Origin of the sequence: Streptomyces sp. WG7 (genome assembly GCF_049975785.1) — a bacterium.
In the GTDB taxonomy this organism is placed as follows: domain Bacteria; phylum Actinomycetota; class Actinomycetes; order Streptomycetales; family Streptomycetaceae; genus Streptomyces.
Window position 1 is genome coordinate 83,792 of the sequence record NZ_JBNGGE010000008.1, and the last position, 15,899, is coordinate 99,690.

At 72.1% G+C, this 15,899-nt stretch carries 12 protein-coding genes and 1 pseudogene; 6 read left to right on the forward strand and 7 right to left on the reverse strand.

The window, feature by feature from the left end; all coding sequences use genetic code 11:
* The first annotated feature begins 97 nt into the window (after positions 1 to 97).
* Complete coding sequence (locus ACP4J0_RS11485) at positions 98 to 682, forward strand: YdeI/OmpD-associated family protein (protein WP_426598534.1); 585 nt, start codon at positions 98 to 100, stop codon at positions 680 to 682.
* 195 nt (positions 683 to 877) lie between these two features.
* On the opposite strand, the gene ACP4J0_RS11490 is transcribed toward ACP4J0_RS11485, so the two are convergent.
* A complete protein-coding gene (locus ACP4J0_RS11490) occupies positions 878 to 1,924 on the reverse strand; it encodes a LacI family DNA-binding transcriptional regulator (protein ID WP_426598535.1) in 1,047 nt (348 codons plus the stop codon).
* Positions 1,921 to 4,344: a glycoside hydrolase family 2 protein gene (locus tag ACP4J0_RS11495; protein ID WP_426598536.1), complete on the reverse strand. Its 2,424-nt coding sequence runs from the start codon at positions 4,342 to 4,344 to the stop codon at positions 1,921 to 1,923. Before ACP4J0_RS11495 ends, ACP4J0_RS11490 begins: the two co-directional genes overlap by 4 nt.
* Before the next feature lie 278 nt (positions 4,345 to 4,622).
* Between ACP4J0_RS11495 and ACP4J0_RS11500 the strand changes: the two genes are divergently transcribed.
* From ACP4J0_RS11500 to ACP4J0_RS11510, 3 genes are all read left to right on the forward strand, one after another.
* Entirely contained in the window at positions 4,623 to 5,945 is a 1,323-nt protein-coding gene (locus tag ACP4J0_RS11500) for an ABC transporter substrate-binding protein (protein ID WP_426598537.1), read from the forward strand.
* Between the two features lie 91 nt (positions 5,946 to 6,036).
* The gene (locus ACP4J0_RS11505) at positions 6,037 to 7,011 is read left to right on the forward strand and encodes a carbohydrate ABC transporter permease (RefSeq protein ID WP_426556385.1); all 975 of its coding nucleotides are present in this window, start codon (positions 6,037 to 6,039) and stop codon (positions 7,009 to 7,011) included.
* Complete coding sequence (locus ACP4J0_RS11510) at positions 7,008 to 7,871, forward strand: carbohydrate ABC transporter permease (protein WP_426598538.1); 864 nt, start codon at positions 7,008 to 7,010, stop codon at positions 7,869 to 7,871. The genes ACP4J0_RS11505 and ACP4J0_RS11510 overlap by 4 nt, the downstream gene beginning before the upstream one ends.
* A 79-nt stretch (positions 7,872 to 7,950) precedes the next feature.
* Here the strand turns inward: ACP4J0_RS11510 and ACP4J0_RS11515 are convergent, their stop codons facing one another.
* Both ACP4J0_RS11515 and ACP4J0_RS11520 read right to left on the reverse strand, forming a co-directional pair.
* On the reverse strand, positions 7,951 to 8,577 hold the full coding sequence (locus ACP4J0_RS11515) for a YigZ family protein (protein WP_426598539.1): 627 nt from the start codon (positions 8,575 to 8,577) through the stop codon (positions 7,951 to 7,953).
* A gap of 329 nt (positions 8,578 to 8,906) precedes the next feature.
* Positions 8,907 to 9,623, reverse strand: coding sequence for a hypothetical protein (locus ACP4J0_RS11520; RefSeq protein WP_426598540.1), 717 nt, complete (start codon positions 9,621 to 9,623; stop codon positions 8,907 to 8,909).
* Positions 9,624 to 9,794: 171 nt separating this feature from the next.
* On the opposite strand from ACP4J0_RS11520, the gene ACP4J0_RS11525 reads away from it, so the two are divergent.
* Complete coding sequence (locus tag ACP4J0_RS11525) at positions 9,795 to 10,202, forward strand: CoA-binding protein (protein ID WP_426598541.1); 408 nt, start codon at positions 9,795 to 9,797, stop codon at positions 10,200 to 10,202.
* 151 nt (positions 10,203 to 10,353) lie between these two features.
* Here ACP4J0_RS11525 and ACP4J0_RS11530 read toward each other — a convergent pair whose 3' ends face one another.
* From ACP4J0_RS11530 to ACP4J0_RS11540, 3 genes and pseudogenes are all read right to left on the reverse strand, one after another.
* Positions 10,354 to 11,658 carry a DUF2201 family putative metallopeptidase gene (locus ACP4J0_RS11530; RefSeq protein ID WP_426598542.1) on the reverse strand — a complete coding sequence of 435 codons (1,305 nt, stop codon included), beginning with the start codon at positions 11,656 to 11,658 and terminating at the stop codon, positions 10,354 to 10,356.
* Positions 11,655 to 12,936: pseudogene (locus ACP4J0_RS11535) on the reverse strand (AAA family ATPase). The gene ACP4J0_RS11530 and the pseudogene ACP4J0_RS11535 overlap by 4 nt, the downstream one beginning before the upstream one ends.
* A 137-nt stretch (positions 12,937 to 13,073) precedes the next feature.
* On the reverse strand, positions 13,074 to 14,507 hold the full coding sequence (locus ACP4J0_RS11540; RefSeq protein ID WP_426598543.1) for a hypothetical protein: 1,434 nt from the start codon (positions 14,505 to 14,507) through the stop codon (positions 13,074 to 13,076).
* Positions 14,508 to 14,667: 160 nt separating this feature from the next.
* On the opposite strand from ACP4J0_RS11540, the gene ACP4J0_RS11545 reads away from it, so the two are divergent.
* A complete protein-coding gene (locus ACP4J0_RS11545) occupies positions 14,668 to 15,891 on the forward strand; it encodes a 4-hydroxybenzoate 3-monooxygenase (RefSeq protein ID WP_426598544.1) in 1,224 nt (407 codons plus the stop codon).
* Positions 15,892 to 15,899 lie beyond the last annotated feature (8 nt).

Below are 15,899 nucleotides of genomic sequence, written 5' to 3' on the forward strand. Positions count from 1 at the left end.
ATGTGCGACACGTGTCCCATCAACGCAAGCTCCCCGACGTACCGGCATCAGGCGTTGCCCGCTCCGGCTGGGGCGCGGCCGGGCTAGCCTGGCCCGTATGGAGCAGTTCAACGGGGTGGAAGTCGTCGCGTTCCCGGACGCGGCGGCCTTCGAGGACTGGCTGGCCGAGCACCACACCCGCCGCGAGGGCGTGTGGGTCAAGGTTGCGAAGAAGGCTTCGGGGATCGCGTCGGTCACGGATGACGAACTGGTCGACGTGGGACTGTGCTGGGGCTGGATCTCTGGGCAGCGTCGGGGCTTGGACGACCGGTACTACCTGCAGAAGTACGGGCCACGGCGGCCGAGGAGCCTGTGGTCGCGGGTGAATGTCGAGAAGGTCGCGGCGCTGACGGGGGCGGGCCGGATGCGGGAGCCCGGCCTCGCCGAGGTCCGACGGGCCCGGGAGGACGGCCGCTGGGACCGCGCGTACGCGTCGCAGGCGACGGCTGTTGTCCCGGACGACCTTGCTGCTGCGCTGGCCGCGGACCCGGTGGCGCGCGCGGCCTTCGACGCGCTCGACCGGACCGCCCGCTACCTGGTGCTGCTCCCGCTGCTCCGGGCCACGACGTCGGAGACTCGCCGGACGCGGCTGGAGCGGGCGGTACGGGACCTGGCGGAGGGGCGGCCGGTGGGCGAAGGGTGACGCCCCGGTGGAACTCCGGACCGCCGGTGCTGTGGCCCGAAGCGATCACCGGGTTGCGTACTCATCAGGTGGCGAGGAGCCGTCCGTACAGGGGACGAGAACGTGGGAGGGGCGCGGCAGGATGCCGCACCCCTCCCACGTCCGTGTATCTCCAGGACGCCGTATCGCCGGACGTCGTATCCAGACGCCGTACCGTCAGACGTCCGTGTATCTCTCAGGACGGGGTGCGGCGGTCGAGGCACGCGGTACCAGGGACGGTGTCGCCACCGGCCGGGAGGCGACCTGGCGGCCGTCGAGAACGTCGAACAGCACGCGTGTGACCTGGGCGCCGAAGCCGTGGACGTCGTGGCTCATCGCGGACAGCGTCGGATGGGTCAGCCGGCACAGCTGGGAGTCGTCCCAGGCCAGCAGGGACAGGTCGTCCGGCACCGAGATGCCCATCTCGGCGGCGACGCCCAGCCCGGCGACCGCCATGATGTCGTTGTCGTAGAGGATCGCCGTGGGCCGCTCCCGGGCCAGCAGCAGGGAGCGCGTGGCACGCGCCCCGTCGTCGCCCGAGAAGCTCGTCTCCGCGTGCGGGCCGCTGTCGAGGCCGAGCTCCCTCATGGTCTGTTCGAAGGCGGTCGTCCGGATGGCGCTGTGCCCCAGGCCGCGGGGGCCTCCCACGTGCGCGATGCGCCGGTGTCCCAACGCCGCCAGGTAACGCACCGCCTCGGCGACGGCGGCGGCGTCATCGGTCCAGACGGAAGGGAAGCCCCCGGTGAGGGACGGGTGGCCGACCGCCACGGCCGGCAGGCCCAGCTTGCGCAGCGGTTCGACACGCGGGTCCTCCTGGTGGAAGTCGACCAGGATCGAGCCGCCGATCTGCCGCTCCCTCCACCAGCGCTCCTGCAGTCCGATCTCCTCCTCCAGGGAGTCGACCAGTCGCAGCAGCAGCGAGCAGTCCCGCTCGGCCAGCACGCTCTCGATGCCGGAGACGAACTCCATGTAGAAGGGCTCCAGGCCCAGCAGCCGGGCCGGCCGGCAGATGGCCAGCCCGACGGTGTCGACCGACTGCCGGGACAGGCTGCGGGCCGAGGAGTTCGGCGCCCAGCCCAGCTGCCGCGCCGCCGCGAAGATCCGCTCCCGGGTGGCCTCGGAGACACCCGGTTTGTGGTTGAACGCCAGCGACACGGCACCTTTGGACACGCCCGCGGCGGCGGCCACGTCCTTGATGGTGACGCGTTCGGAGGGTGCGCTCACGCCGGTTCCACGCAGAACAGTGCGGCGCGTACGGCGTTGGCCCCGGCTTCGGCCGCCCTCGTGACCCGGAGGCGGGCCCGTTCTCCGGGAAGGAGGGTGCGTAGTCCGGTGTCGCAGACCGCGTCCGGGCCGAGCCGGTCGGCCTGCAGGAGGAGGTCACGTACGAGAGTGTGTGCTGTCACCACGACCTCGACACTACTCGCATCACCACCGACCGGGGACTCCACGGCCACGTCGTAGTGAGGTACCGGGTACGCGAAGTCCTTGTCCGGCACGGGAACATGCAGCGCGCGCAGGCCGTCGCAGTCGGCGACGAGGAACTCCTCGCCCGACCGCTCGTCCGGCACCAGTTCCTCCGGCACACTCCGCCGGTGCGCTGAACGGGCGTTCACGGTCACGTCGAGGACCAGCTTCGCCAACTCGGTGCCGTCCGCCCGCATCCGGCGCAGGGTCACCGGGGCCTGCCACGGCTCCGGTGCCTGGTTGACGACGGCGAGGACCGGACCGTCGGTGTCCGGCTGGAGGGTGAGGAGGCGATCCGCGTAGACCCGGCGCAGCTCGTGGTATAGGGGCTTGAGCCTTCCGTCGCCGTCGATGGCGGCCCATGAGCTGACCGGCCAGCAGTCGTTGATCTGCCAGACGATGGTGCCGGCGCAGACCGGCCAGTGCGAGCGCCAGTGTTCGATGCCGGCGGCGATCGCGCGGGCCTGTACGACCTGGGTGAGGTAGTGCCAGCGGTCGAAGTCGCCCTCGGGCAGGGCGAAGTGGCGTGCCAGGCCCCGGTTCAGCTTGCCGTTGCCGTCCTCGGCCTTCTGGTGGTGCAGCATGCCGGGCGAGTCGGGAGCGAGTTGCTCACCGGGCAACGCGCGCCGCAGGGTCGCCATGGCGGGGGGTGCCTGCCAGCCGAACTCCGAGACGAAGCGGGGCACCGAGTCGCGGTACTCGGCGTAGTCCCGGCGGTTCCAGACCTCCCAGGAGTGGTGGGTGCCGTGGGCCGGATCGTTGGGGTGGTGGTCCCACGAGCCGGACCAGGGGCTGCCCGCGGTGTAGGGCCGGGTCGGGTCGAGCTCGGCGACGACGCGCGGCAGCAGGTCCAGGTAGTAGCCGCCACCCCAGGAGTCGCCGGCGAGTTCGGGCTCCCAGTCCCAGTCCCGGAAGCCCCACAGGTTCTCGTTGTTGCCGTTCCACAGGACGAGGCTCGGGTGCGGCATCAGGCGGACAACGTTGTCGCGCGCCTCCGCCTCCACCTCGCCGCGCAACGGCTGCTCCTCGGGATAGGCGGCGCAGGCGAAGAGGAAGTCCTGCCAGACCATGAGACCCAGTTCGTCGCACGCGTCGTAGAAGGCGTCGTCCTCGTAGATCCCGCCGCCCCAGATGCGCACCAGGTCCACTCCCGCCTCGGCCGTCTGGCGCAGCCGCGTGCGGTACCGCTCGGGTGTGATCCGGGAGGGGAAGACGTCGTCGGGGATCCAGTTCACACCGCGGACGAAGAGCCGTACACCGTTGACGACCAGGGTGAACCCGGTTCCGTGCGCGTCCTCGGAGCGGTCCAGCTCCACGTTCCGGAAACCGATCCGCCGCTGCCAGGAGTCCAGCGCCCTCGCCTCGGGCCCGTCCTCGACGAGCGCAACCTCCAGGTCGTGGAGCGGCTGCGCACCGTAGCCGCGCGGCCACCACAGGGAGACGTCGGGCACGTCGAGCGTCAGCACGGCCCGCGTACCGTCCACGGCCGCGCGGGTCTCGACACCGGCGACCGTGGCCCGCACGGCGAGCGAACGGTCCGCGCCCTGTGCCGTGCGCTCGACCTCCACCCGCACCTCGACCCGTCCGGTGCCGCCCTCGACCGTCACCAGGGGACGCACGCCGGCCAGTCTCGCCGTCGACCAGCGTTCCAGCCGGACCGGACGCCAGATCCCGGCGGTGACCAGTGTCGGGCCCCAGTCCCAGCCGAAGCTGCTCGCCATCTTGCGGATGTACTGGAACGGCTCCGGGTAGACGTTGGGCCGCTCGCCCGTCAGGGCCCGTACCGCCGCCGCCTCGTCGTAGGCGGAGGCGAAGTCCACCTTCAGCTGCCCGTGGTGGCCGGTGACGTCGAAGCGGTGGTGGCGGTGCATGTTGCGGGTGCGCCCCAGTTCCCGCCCGCCCAGGGTGACGGTCGCGGCCGTGTCGAGTCCGTCGAAGACCAGGTCGGTCCGCTCGTGGCCCTCCTCGGCGGTGTCGGTGGCCGCCACGTCCCGGACGTAGGTCCAGGCACGCTGTCCGACCCACGCCACCTCCGGCTCGTTGACACCGAGGAAGGGGTCCGGGATCAGGCCGGCCGTGAGCAGATCGGTGTGGACACAGCCGGGGACCTGGGCGGGCAGCAGGCTCTCGCCGTGGCGCAGGCTCCAGTCCTCGGTGAGCTGGACGACTTCCTTCATGTGCGGCTCCTTAGGCGGGACGGGCCCGTTTCCTGTACGACGCGGCCAACTTAACCCCACACAAGTGAACCGGTCTAGCCCTCACCTCCTGACAGGAGCCACCACTGCTCCGCCGTGAGTGCCGGTGTGAGCGCCATCGGCATCTGGCACAGGCATTCACCGCCGGTAACAATTAAGTATCGCGGTGCGGCACTTAGCTTTACCGGTTCACGGGTGCCTGACATAGTCGCCGACAACCACCGGAGCCCGAGCCGTAATCCTTGGAAGGAGCTGGGCACATGGGGAAGAAGACGCTGGGCGTCGCTCTGCTGACCACCGCGATGCTGACCGTCGCGGGGTGCGGCGGGGGCGGGAGCCCGAACGCCGACGAGACCGCTGCCGCGCCGGTGAACCCGGACAGCGTCTCGGGGGACATCACCGTCCTGACCAATCGCACCGACCTGATCCAGGACGGGACGATGAAGAAGTACGCCGCCGAGTTCAACAAGACCTACCCCGAGGTGAAGGTCGAGTTCGAGGGCCTCACCGACTACGAGGGTGAGGTGAAGATCCGCATGAACACGGAGGACTACGGCGACGTCCTGCTGATCCCCTCGGTGATCGCCAAGGGTGACTACCCCAAGTTCTTCGCGCCGCTCGGCGACACCTCGACGATGAAGAACACCTACCGCTTCACCGACAAGACCGACGTCGGCGGCAGGACCTACGGAATCGCCACCTTCGGCACCGCCAACGGCTTCGTCTACAACAAGGCGCTGTGGAAGAAGGCCGGCATCACCGATTGGCCGACGACGCCGCAGCAGTTCCTGGACGACCTGAAGGCCGTCGGGGAGAAGACGGGCGCGACGCCCTACTACACCAACTTCAAGGACGGCTGGCCGCTCAGCAGCCCCTGGACGAACAGCGTCGGGTCCGTGAGCTGCGACAGCCAGGCTTCGGACAAGCTGGCCTCGATGGGCAAGCCCTGGGAGAAGGGCACGGAGCTGAACGCGCTCGACACCCTGCTCCACGACATCGTCCACGAGAAGCTGTCGGAGAAGGACCCGGCCACCACCAACTGGGAGAGCTCGAAGACCCTGCTGGCCAAGGGTGAGGTGGGCAGCATGATGCTCGGCTCCTGGGCGATCAACCAGATGCGGGACGCGGCCGAGAAGGCCGGCCAGAACCCCGACGACATCGGCTTCATGCCCGTCCCGGCCCAGACGGGCGGCACGTTCTGCGCGACCCTGGTCTCCGACTACCAGCAGGCCGTCAACATCCACTCCGACCACAAGAGCGCGGCCCGGGCCTGGATCGACTGGTTCACCGAGAAGTCGGGCTACGCGGCGAAGGAGGGGGCGGTCTCCGCCCTGAAGGCCGAGGGTATGCCGGACACCCTCAAGGGCTACGTTGACAACGATGTCAAGATGGTGGAGCGCTCCGAGGCGAAGACCGCCGAGGTCAACGCCATCGACAACGCCTCCGAGATCGGCCTGGCCAAGCCGGACTACCGGCAGAAGCTGATCGACATCGCCCGCGGAGCCGTGGACGGGTCGCTCGACGGCTACTTCGGCGAACTGAACAAGCGCTGGTCCGAGGCCAGGCAGATGGCCGGCTCCTGAACCGGTGCCCGGCAGGGCCCCTCCCGTCGGCGGGAGGGGTCCGGCCCCGCCCCAGTGCCCTCAGCGGACGACGAAAGGCCCTGGCCCCGCTATGACCCGCACCGCCTCCACCGCATCACCGCCCGCTCCGGCCACCGAACCGGGCCGGACCGCTAAACAGCCCTCCCGGCGCCGTGCGCCGGGCGCTGCCTCGTGGCATGACCGGCCCCTGCGCCGTATCACCCCGTGGCTGTTCCTCCTGGCCCCCCTCGCCCTGCTGGTCACGTTCACGTACGTGCCCGTGGGCAACATGATCTATTACAGCTTCACCGACTGGGACGGCGTCAGCCCCGACCGGAACTTCGTCGGCGGCGACAACTACACCGAGCTGTTCACCCGGCCCGAGCTCTTCAAGGTCTTCGCGGTCAGCTTCTACTACCTCGCGGCCTCCGCCGTGCAGATCGTGATCGCCCTGTACTTCGCCGTGGTCCTCAGCTTCGACCTGCGCTTCAGGAACCTGTTCAAGGGCATCCTGTTCTTCCCCTACCTGATCAACGGGGTCGCGATCGGCTTCGTCTTCCTCTACTTCTTCCAGGACGGCGGCACCCTCGACTCCGTCCTGTCCTGGTTCGGCGCCGACACCGGCCACGCGTGGCTGGGCAGCCCGGAGTCGGCCAACACCTCGCTCGCGGGGGTGTCCGTGTGGCGCTTCACGGGCCTGAACTTCGTCCTGTTCCTCGGCGCGATCCAGTCGATCCCCGGTGAGCTCTACGAGGCCGCCCAGCTCGACGGCGCGACCCGGTGGCAGCAGTTCCGGCACATCATCGCGCCCAGCATCCGCCCGGTGCTGAGCCTCAGCGTCATCCTGGCGATCTCCGGCTCCCTGTCCGTCTTCGAGATCCCGTACATCATGACCGGCGGCGCGACCGAGACCTCGACGTTCGTCATCCAGACGGTGAAGTTCGCCTTCCAGTTCAACAAGACCGGCCTGGCTTCCGCCTCCGCCGTCGTGCTGCTGGTCATCATCCTGCTGATCACCTGGATCCAGCGCCGCATCGTGCCCGACGAGAAGGTGGACCTCGTATGACCATCACCGCCCCCACCGAGGGCCGGCCCCGCCGGCGCCTCCCGATCGGCAGCGCCCTCACCTACCTGTCGCTGGTCGTCGCCTCCCTCGTGGTCCTGGTCCCACTCCTCGTCGTCTTCCTGACCTCGCTGAAGTCCTACGACGAGATCTCCGACGGCCAGGGCGCCCTGGCCCTGCCGGACGACTGGCTGAACTTCTCCAACTACGCCACGGCGTTCACCGACGGCCACATGCTGACGGCCTTCGGCAACACGGCCTTCATCCTGCTGTTCTCCGTCACCGGCACCGTGGTCATCGGTTCCATGACCGCGTACGCCATCGACCGCTTCGACTTCCGCTTCAAGAAGCTCGTCATGGCGCTGTTCCTCGTCGCCACCCTGGTCCCCGGCGTGACCACCCAGGTCGCCACCTTCCAGGTGGTCAACAGCTTCGGCCTGTTCGACACCCGCTGGGCCCCGATCCTGCTCTACATGGGCACCGACATCGTGTCCATCTACATCTTCCTGCAGTTCATCCGCGGGATTCCGAAGTCCCTCGACGAAGCGGCGCGGCTCGACGGCGCGAACTCGTTCACCATCTACCGGAAGATCATCTTCCCGCTGCTCAAGCCGGCGATCGCCACCGTGGTCATCATCAAGGGCATCACCACGTACAACGACTTCTACATCCCGTTCCTCTACATGCCCTCCGAGGAACTCGGGACCATGTCCACGGCCCTGTTCCGCTTCAAGGGGCCGTTCGGCGCGCACTGGGAGAACATCTCCGCCGGGGCCGTCCTCGTGATCGTGCCCACTCTGGTGATCTTCCTCTTCCTCCAGCGCTACATCTACAACGGGTTCGCACAGGGGGCCACGAAGTAGCGGGATCCGCGCGCACGGTGGGGCGGGCGAGCCTCCGCCTCACCGGAGACACCACGTCGGCGACGGTGAACCGGCGCGGTCACGCGTCCCCGTACGCCTCGCCGCCCAGTTCGAACCCGGCCGACCCCGCGGTGGCGTCCGCGAGCCAGGACCGGAAGGCGGCCACGTCGGCCTCCGGCAGGCCGATCTCGATGGTGACGGCTTCGTCGTACCGCACGTCGCGCACCGCGCGTCCCGCCGTGCGCAGGTCGTTCTGGAGCTTGCCCGCGCGCTGGTGGTCGACGGTCACCGTGGCCAGGCGGAACCGGCGGCGGGTGAGAGTGCCGAGGTCGTCCAGGGCCTCGCCGACCGCGCCGCCGTAGGCGCGGATGAGTCCGCCCGCGCCGAGCTTGACGCCTCCGAAGTAGCGGGTGACGACGGCGACGACGTACCGCATGTCGCGGCGCAGCAGCATCTGGAGCATGGGGACACCCGCGGTGCCGCCCGGCTCGCCGTCGTCACTGGCCTTCTGCACGGCGGCGTCGGCCCCGATGACGTACGCCCAGCAGTTGTGGTTGGCGTCCGCGTGCTCCTTGCGTACGGCCGCGACGAACGCCTGGGCCTCCTGCTCGGTGGCGGCCGGGGCGAGGGCGCACAGGAAACGGGAGCGGTTGATCTCGGTCTCGTGCACACCCGCGCGGGCGACGGTGCGGTACTCGTCCTGCATCCGGCCAGCCTATGCGCTCACCGTCGCACGCCCCGCGGCACCGTCGCCGCGGCCGGCAGGGCCACGCCGGGGGCCGGGGGCCGGGGGCCCGTCCGGCCCCCGGCTGAGTCTCGGCGGCCTCGCCCGGCGAGCGGACGGTCGTGGCCGACGAGCGGACGGTCGTGCCCGGCGAGCATGCCGTCGTGGCCGACGAGCGGACGGTCGTGGCCAGCGAGCATGCGGTCGTGCCCGGCGAGCGTGCGGTCGTGCACGGCGGCGCCGGCGGGTGGGCCTGCTTGGCGTGCCGCGGGACGGCCAGGCGGCGCGGCCGCGGCCGGAGCCCGGCGCGCTCAGGCCGGGGTTCCGACGTCCCGGGCGAGGTGGAGGCCGAGGAACCGGTCGGCGTAGGCGTAGGTCTCGAACCGGGCTCCGTCCGGAAGGCCCGGATCGGTCTCCACCCGGCGCAGCACACGCAGCACCCCGGGGGCGTCCAGGTCGTCCTCCCACGCGGCTCGCAGCTGGTCGCGCACCTCGCCCGGGACGGGACGGGAAGGCTGCCGCGCCCAGGCGGCGACCGCGCGGCGCCAGCGCGCGAGCGTGTCCCCGGCATCGTCCAGCGCGCTCGCGTCGAGCTCCACGCGCGCGTGGTGGTGCCGCTCCAGCAGCGCGAGACGCACGGCGTCGGGGTCGTCGGTGCCCTGTGCGGCCACGTCCACGGAGGCCACGGCGACCGTTGCCCCGTCCGGAGTGGCCCCGCCCTCGCGCACGACGTGCACGGTCTGCCCGGCGCCCGGTCCGGGTCCGGCCGCTCCTCCGTCGTCGAAGGGCCGGATGCCGAGGGCCGCGGCGTCCGCACGCAACCGTGGCTCCTCCTCCGCGCCGGTCAGCACCGCCCACACGGGAGTGCCGTCCAGCTCCAGGGCACGGACCAGGAGGTCGGCGACGAGCAGCACGCGCAGTCCGGTCGTGTCGCGGCCCGGCGCGTGCGCCTCGACACGGGTGGGGCCCCGCCGGGCGGGGGCGGCGGGGGCGGGCTCTCGGGTCCGGGCGTCGATGATGCGCAGCACGGGGTGAGCGTAGGCGGGGTGGGGCGGTGGCGCACAGAGGGCGCGCTCGCCGCGGCTCCCCCGCCGCACGGGAATCCCGGCGGGCCGCCGTCCGTTGTCCTGCGGGAAGACACGACACACGACACACGACACGCGGCACGCGAGTCGTCCAGGAGTCCAGGGAGGCCGCCGGTGTACGGCGACGAGGCAACCGTCCGGAAGATCCTCACCGAACTCGGTGACACCTGGGCCGTGGTGGGCCTGTCGTCGAACAGGCAGCGCGCGGCGTACGGCGTCGCCGAGGTGCTGCAGCGCTTCGGCAAGCGCGTCGTGCCCGTGCATCCCAAGGCGGAGACGGTGCACGGTGAGCGGGGGTACGCCTCTCTCGCGGACGTCCCCTTCGCGGTGGACGTCGTCGACGTCTTCGTCAACAGCGACCTGGCCGGACCGGTCGCCGACGAGGCGGTCGCCAAGGGGGCCGGGGCTGTCTGGTTCCAGCTCGGCGTGATCGACGAGGCCGCGTACGAGCGGACCCGGGCGGCGGGACTGGAGATGGTGATGGACCGCTGCCCGGCGATCGAGATCCCACGGCTCGGCTGACTCCTGCCCGGCCACCGGGATCCCACAGCTCGACCGCCCCCCCTGCCCGACCACCGGGATCCCACAGCTCGGCCGATACCCCCTGCCCGGCGTTTCGGGCCGCCAGGAGGTGACGGCCCTCGCACCGGTGGCGGGTGAGCCCGCGGGCGCCTCACCCGCCACCGGCCGGGTCGGACCCGATGACCACCACGCGCGCCCAGTCGGGTGGTGAGTCCGGCACGTACTCGGGGTCGTCCTCGTTCCAGGAGCCGCGGATCCGCTGCCGGGGAAAGAGGCCGACCACCGTCCGGCACGCCGGCCGTGTGTCCGGCCAGGGCGTCTGCCCGTCGGTCAGGACCACGACGGCGTCCGGTGCGGGCTGCGCGCGCAGCGCCTTGGCGAAGCCCGTGCGCAGGTCCGTACCGCCCCCGCCCACCAGGGGAATTCCCTCGGCGCGGCACAGGGAGTGCGCGAGCCGCGCCGACGCGTCGCAGGGCACCACCGTGACCAGGTCGCGGCGGCCACCGACGGCACGGGCGATCGCGGCGACCTCGAGCAGCGCGCTGCCGAGTTCCGCGTCGCTGACCGATCCCGAGGTGTCGATGACCACGGCGACCCGGGGCGGTCTGCGGCGCAGGCTCGGCAGCACGACGCCGGACATTCCGGCCGAGCGGCGCGACGGCCGGCCGTACGTGTAGTCCTCGCCCGCGCCACCCGAGGAGGTCGCCGAGCGGACCGCCGCTCCCAGCAGGTCCCGCCACGGCTGCGGCGGATGGAACGCCTGTTCCGCCCACCGCTTCCACCCCTTCGGCGCGCTTCCCGGGCGGGCGTTGATGCCCTGCGCGACCCGGAAGCGCACCGCGTCCTGTTGCTGCTCACTGAGCCCGTCCGCGCCGTCCGGCCCGAGGTCCCACTCCCGTTCGAGGCCGTCGGCGCCACTGCCGCAGTCCAGCCAGGCCAGGCTCTCGGTGAGCCGCCCGAGCCGGAACTGGCGCAGGTAGTCCTCCATGAGCTGGCCCTCGGGCAGTTTGAGGAGCTCCGGCTCGACCGCGCCCTCGGGACGGACCAGTCCGTCCCCGAACACGTCGTCGTTGATCTCGCAGTCCGCGGCGATGTTCATCCGCAGCCGTTCGGCCGGACCGGTCAGCCCGCGCTCCCGCGCGACCCGGTCACTGCGCCCGTGGTGGTCGCGCAGCAGGTGCGCCACCTCGTGCACCCAGACCCCGGCCAGTTCCTCCGCGGGCGTCCGGTCCACGAAGACCGGCGAGACGTAGCACCGCCAGTACCGGTCGACGGCCATCGTCGGCACCGTCCTCGACGGGACGACGTACAGGGCGAACAGCGCCGTCGCCAGGTAGGGCCGGGCCCGGGCGGCGTGCAGCCGGGCGGCGAAGAGCTTGTCGCGGTCGAGCACGGCCGGAACCGGTGTGGTCGTCACCGTGGCCGACGCGGCCGTGCTCGACGTGCCGCTGCTCATCGGCCCGCCTTGACGGGGCCGGCGGTCCGCGTCACCGCACGGTCCGCCGCCCGGTCCGCGCGCCGGGACAGCGACACGGCTCCCGCGAGCCGCTCGATGGACGCCGGGATGTCCCAGTCCTGTTGCCGCAGGGCGGCGAGTGTCGTGGCGGGGACGACCACGACGTCCGGGGCACCGGTCTCCATGGCGCGGGCCAGCAGCGCCCACGCCGCGTCCCACCGGGATCTTTCCGGCCGTTTGCGTACCGCGGCCACCACACCGTCGAGCGCGGCCTGGCGCAGGTCTCCGCGCTCGGGCAGGACGGCGCCGGTCGGGTCGGCGAGCAGTGTCTCGGGGTCCGGGAGGTCCATGCGGTCCAGGCTCGCCATCAGTTCCAGCCCGGGACCGTCGCCGACGGTGCCCCGCACCAGCAGGGAGAGCACCTCCTTGGAGGAGCCGGCCGCGGTCGCGAAGGCGATGAGGCACAGGGTCATCTCCCAGCTCCGGGGCGACGGCCAGGCGCCGCCCCGGCGTGTTTCGCCGCTGGGCAGGCGGTGCACGAGCCCGGGGCGGGCGGTGAGGAAGGCGCACACCGCACGGCGGGCGTGGCCCACGGCGTGAGCGAGCCCGTCCGGGTCGAGCCGCGGCAGTGTCGCCCGGGGCCAGGTCCCGCCGAGTCCTCGTACGACGACGTCGTGGTCGTGGGTCCACTGGAGGTGGACGAACCGGTTGGCCAGCGGCGGGCTCAGCTCCCAGCCGTCGGCCGCCGAGGACCGGGGGTTGGCGGCGGCCACGATCCTGACCCCGGGCGGCAGTCGGAGGGCGCCGATCCGCCGTTCGAGGACGAGGCGGAGCAGGGCGGCCTGCACGGCCGGTGGCGCGGTGGACAGCTCGTCCAGGAACAGCAGCCCCCGGCCGGCCCGTACCAGTCGCACCGCCCAGTCCGGCGGTGGCCAGCGGGACGCCCTGTTCCGCGGGGTCGTCCCCGACGACGGGCAGCCCGGAGAAGTCGGACGGCTCGTGCACGCTGGCGATCACGGTGGTCAGCGGAAGGTCCAGGGCGGTGGCGAGCTGGGTCAGGGCGGCGGTCTTGCCGATCCCCGGCTCACCCCACAGCAGTACGGGGAGGTCGGCGGCCACGGCCAGGGTGAGGGCCTCCAGTTGGTTGTCGGGCCGCGGTTCGGTGGTCGCGTCGCGCAGCAGGGCCAGCAGGTCACCGGCGATGTCGAGCTGGGTACGGTCCGGTGAGGAGTCGGGGCGGTCGGCGGAGACGGAGGCTGCGGGCGTACAAGTCGTCATAAGTCATCACCTGTGGGTTCGTGGTGGGCGGGTGGCGAACACCGGGCGGACGCCCCGAGCCAGTCGCGGGGCGGCACTCCCCGAGCCAGTCGCGGGGCGGCACTCCCCGAGCCAGTCGCGGGGCGGCACTCCCCGTGTCAGTCGCGGGTCGCGTGGCGCGGGCGGGAGCGGGCGACGCGGGGACGGTGACGGTCCGGGCGGACCCGTCCCGGACCGGGTCCGTCGAGGCCGGCGCGGAACATCCCGTAGGTGATCCGCCGTAGCGCGGCGGCCTCCAGTTCATCCCGCAGGGCGCCGTCGCGCAGGCGTGCGCCGGGGCCCAGCAGGTCTTCGACGGCCGCGAGGGCGCCGGTGGTGTCGCCGTGTCTGAGGCGTTCGCGGATGTCGGGGAGGCACTCCGGACGTCGGTGCGCCTCGTCGATGACCTGGAAGCAGGGCAGCGGAGTGCCGGTCAGTGCGGCCAGCAGCTCCTCCCGGCGGGTTTCCGCCGGGTCGTGGTCCAGCGCCGCCAGTACCCCGTCGACGAGGCCGATCCGGTGCCGGGCTCCCCGGCAGTCCACGAGGCGGGGACGTCCGGCCGGGTCCGGGGGCCGGGGCGGGACGGCCGGTTCGTGGTCCGCTGTCAGCGCGGAGGCGACCAGAGGATGGAGCCGATCGGCCTCGATCACGCCGGCGCGGACGAGTTCCAGGTCGGGTGAGATCCAGGTCGCCGCGTCGGGCAGCACCGGCAGTGCGGACGGCGCGGCGCCGCCGGTGGGCGCCGGCTCGATCCGGAGCACGGGCGGACCTGCGCCGTTCCGGTCCGCGACCAGTTCCACGGCCAGCCGGCGCCCGGCCCCGAGCCGCACGGTCACGGTGCCGGTGCCGGTGCCGGTGCCGTCCGTCGTCCGTCCCTCGGCGCGGAGCAGGATTTCCGCCTCGGCTGCCCACCGGCCGACGGCACAGCGGTGCCCCGGCGGCACCGTCCCCGGCAGGCCCGGAGGTCGGGGGTGTCCGAAGTGGTCGTCGGTGGGTGGCAGGTCGGCCCCCGCCCGGACGCGCAGCTCATCGGTTCTGCGCGCGTCCCACAGGTGGCGGTGCAGGTCGAGGCGGAACCGCCGGTTGGGCCGGGGGTGCGGATGCCGGCCGGCGCCCGTTTCCGGACCGGAGCCGTCCCACAGGGCGAGGCTGATCCGCTGGCCGCCGTCCGCCCAGGCGGGCGGCGTCCGGACCACGAGGTGCACCGGTTGTGCGCCGTCGCCTCCGGTGCTGTCGTATCGCGCCAGGGTGAGCGTGAGGCCCGGGCGCAGCAGCCCGTCCGGAGCGATTCTCGGCATGTGCCAGCGCAGCAGGTCGGGCGCGAGATGGCGCAGGTCGGCCCGGATCCGGGCGGCGAGGTCGTGGCCGTGCGTGCGCGCCACGGAGCGCGGGTTGAGGTCGACGTCGATGCCTGCGGCGGCGCATGCCCCGGCCCAGTCCCCGGCACGGCGGCGGGCGGTCGCAGTCTCGATCATGGACGGCGGCACGGCGAACTCGCGCACGCGCCGCCAGAGGGAAAGGCGGGAGTCCTCGTTCACGGGGTGAGTGAGCATCAGCACTCACCTTGCGCGGACGGGTCCCCCAATCTGCCGACAGAAGGAGTAGTCATCGCGGGGAGCATAGCCGCGCCGGTCGCGGGCCGCGAGGTGTTTTTCCGGGCGGCGGGCCGCGCGGGCCGTTCCGGTGGCCGGGTACCGCCCGCATAATGCTCGAGTGACCGCAGCCTCCTCCCACGGCAGCTCCGGTGCCGCACAGGGCTTTTCGGCCGTCGTCGTGGGTGCCGGCCCCGCCGGGCTCACCGTCGGCAACATCCTGCGCGCCGCGGGCGTCGGCTGTCTGGTCCTGGAGACCGAGACCCGGGAGTTCATCGAGCGGCGGCCCCGCGCCGGGGTCATCGAGGAGTGGGCCGTACGGGGGCTGGAACGGCGCGGCCTGGCGCGGACCCTGCTGGAGCGGGCCCAGAGGCACACCGAGTGCGAGTTCCGGTTCGCCGGGGAGTCGTACCGGTTCGAGTACACCCGGCTGACCGGCCGGCACCACTTCGTCTACCCGCAGCAGTTCCTGGTGACGGACCTGGTCCGCGAGTATGCGGACGTGCGGGGCGGGGAGATCCGGTTCGGTGTCCGGGACGTCCGCCTGCACGGGCTGGAGTCCGGTCGGCCGTCGGTGTCCTACGTGTGCCCGGACTCCGGTGAACGGCGCGTCGTGGAGGCCGACTTCCTGGCGGGCTGCGACGGTGCGCGCGGGGTGACCCGGGCGGCACTGCCGTCCGGGCGGGTGCGCGTCGCGCGCCATGACTACGGCGTCGGCTGGCTGGCGCTCCTGGCCGAGGCACCGCCGTCCTACGACTGTGTCGTGTTCGGCATGCATCCGCGCGGTTTCGCCGGCCACATGGCGCGCAGTCCGGAGGTGACCCGCTACTACCTCCAGTGCCCGCCGGGCGACGATCCGGAGAACTGGCCGCACGAGCGGGTCTGGGCGGAGCTGCGCGAACGGCTCGGCGCCGTCGGGGTGCCGCCTCTCGAGGAGGGGCGGCTGATCGAGAGACGTGTCCTGGACATGCACGGCCACATCGTCGAGCCCATGGCCTTCGGCCGTCTCTTCCTGGCCGGGGACGCGGCCCATCTGACCGCACCCATCGCCGCCAAGGGCCTGAACCTCGCCCTGCACGACGCCTTCCTGCTCGGCGACGGGCTGGTCGCGTACCTCACGGAGGGCGACGAAACCGGGCTGTCCGGCTACTCGGCAACGTGTCTCGCCCAGGCGTGGGACTACCAGGAGTTCTCCCAGTGGCTCGGGGAGATGTACCACGGCACGGCGTCGGGCGACCCGTACCGAGCGGGCGCCGCCCTGGCCCGGCTGCGGCGCCTGTTCGCCTCTCCGGTCGCGGCGGCGGCCTTCGCCGAGCAGTACCTCGGCACCCGGACCACCGGCTGAGAACTCCC

Bases quoted from the DNA above. Each gene is read 5' to 3' on its own strand.
- ACP4J0_RS11530 (WP_426598542.1), bottom strand. From the start codon at position 11,658: ATGAGCAGCGGCACGTCGAGCACGGCCGCGTCGGCCACGGTGACGACC.
- ACP4J0_RS11515 (WP_426598539.1), bottom strand. From the start codon at position 8,577: ATGCAGGACGAGTACCGCACCGTCGCCCGCGCGGGTGTGCACGAGACC.
- ACP4J0_RS11505 (WP_426556385.1), top strand. From the start codon at position 6,037: ATGACCCGCACCGCCTCCACCGCATCACCGCCCGCTCCGGCCACCGAA.
- ACP4J0_RS11485 (WP_426598534.1), top strand. From the start codon at position 98: ATGGAGCAGTTCAACGGGGTGGAAGTCGTCGCGTTCCCGGACGCGGCG.
- ACP4J0_RS11495 (WP_426598536.1), bottom strand. From the start codon at position 4,344: ATGAAGGAAGTCGTCCAGCTCACCGAGGACTGGAGCCTGCGCCACGGC.
- ACP4J0_RS11510 (WP_426598538.1), top strand. From the start codon at position 7,008: ATGACCATCACCGCCCCCACCGAGGGCCGGCCCCGCCGGCGCCTCCCG.
- ACP4J0_RS11500 (WP_426598537.1), top strand. From the start codon at position 4,623: ATGGGGAAGAAGACGCTGGGCGTCGCTCTGCTGACCACCGCGATGCTG.
- ACP4J0_RS11540 (WP_426598543.1), bottom strand. From the start codon at position 14,507: ATGCTCACTCACCCCGTGAACGAGGACTCCCGCCTTTCCCTCTGGCGG.